The sequence below is a fragment of the Spirillospora sp. NPDC046719 genome, from assembly GCF_040645715.1.
In the GTDB taxonomy this organism is placed as follows: domain Bacteria; phylum Actinomycetota; class Actinomycetes; order Streptosporangiales; family Streptosporangiaceae; genus Spirillospora.
Window position 1 is genome coordinate 1 of the sequence record NZ_JBEYYT010000881.1, and the last position, 1,503, is coordinate 1,503.

At 70.0% G+C, this 1,503-nt stretch carries 1 protein-coding gene; it reads left to right on the plus strand.

Features of this window, described 5'->3' with window-relative positions; genetic code table 11:
* Window positions 1-98: 98 nt before the first annotated feature.
* Window positions 99-1,454 (plus strand): extracellular solute-binding protein, encoded by a 1,356-nt coding sequence (locus ABZ914_RS51230; RefSeq protein WP_500201798.1) that lies wholly within the window; start codon window positions 99-101, stop codon window positions 1,452-1,454.
* The last annotated feature ends 49 nt before the right edge of the window (window positions 1,455-1,503 follow it).

The window sequence follows — 1,503 nt, forward strand, 5'->3', positions numbered from 1 at the left end:
CCGCCCGCACCGTCCCAGCCCCCCCCCCCCCCCCCGGCCCCGCGCCGGCGCGGCCCCCGCCCCCCCACGGGACAGCAGCACAGAAAGGAGCCGCAGGAATGCCGACGCTCATGAGACGGAGCACGGTCGCCGCGGCGGCGGCCCTGGTGACCGCGCTCGCCGCCGCCTGCGCGCCGGGCTCGTCGGACGACAAGCCGGCGAGCAAGGCGCCCGCGGCGGTCAGCACCGACGTCGCCAAGGCAGGCAACGTGACGCTCACCGTCTGGGACCAGGAGGTCCAGGGCGGGCTGAAGGAGCAGATCGAGAAGCTCAACGCCCAGTTCGAGGCCAAGTACCCGAACGTGAAGATCAAGCGGGTGTCGCGCTCCTTCAGCGACCTGCAGAAGACGCTGCGGCTCGCGCTGTCGGGCAGCAACCCGCCCGACGTCGTCGAGGCCAACCAGGGCTACGCGGCCATGGCCCAGTACGTCAAGGACGGCATGCTGCTGCCGCTCGGCGCCTACGACCAGGCGTACGGGTGGTCCAAGCGGTACCCGAAGGGCCTGCTGGACCTGAACAGCGTCACCAAGGACGGCAAGCTCATCGGGTCGGGCGACCTGTACGGCGTCTCGCTGAACGGCGAGATCGTCGGGCTGTACTACAACAAGGAGAAGCTCGCCAAGCTCGGCATCCAGCCGCCGAAGACCTGGGACGAGTTCGAGCAGGCGCTCGCCACCGCCAAGGGCAAGGGCGAGGTGCCGATCGCGTTCGGCAACCTGGAGAAGCTGCCCGCGATGCAGCTGTACGGCATCCTGCAGGACGCCGCGACCGGCAAGGAGGCCGTCCGCAAGCTGGTGTTCGGCACCAGCGGCTCCTGGACGGACGCCTCGAACGTGCAGGCCGCGCAGAAGCTCGCGGACTGGGCGAAGAAGGGCTACCTCACCAAGGACTCCAACTCGGTGAAGTGGGACGACACCCCGGTGAACTTCGCCAAGGGCGAGGGCGTGTTCATGTTCGGCGGCACCTGGTGGGCGCCGGACCTGAACGACCGGATGAAGGACAAGGTCGGCTTCGCGCTGCCGCCCGCGCCGCAGGCGGGCGCGCCCGTGGCGACCATGGGCGGCGAGAGCCTGCCGTGGTCGATCACCTCCAAGTCCAAGCACGCCGACGTCGCCGCCGCCTACATCAACTTCATCACCTCGCCGGAGGCGATGAACGTGGCGGTGCAGGCCGGCAGCCTTCCCGTGCTGCCCGCCTCCACGCAGCCGGACAAGCCGCTGATGAAGGAGGTGTCGACGGCCTGGGCCGAGCTCAGCAAGAACGACGGCACCACCCCCTACATCGACTACACGACCCCGACGTTCACCGACGCGTTCGGTGGTCCGCTGCAGGGCGTCGTCGCCGGCAAGAAGTCCGCGCAGGAGGCCATGAAGGCGGCCCAGGACGACTACACCGCCTTCCAGAAGAAGAAGTAGTGACGACCGGCCCGGCGTGACCGCCGGACCCGCCGCCGCCCGGCACCCC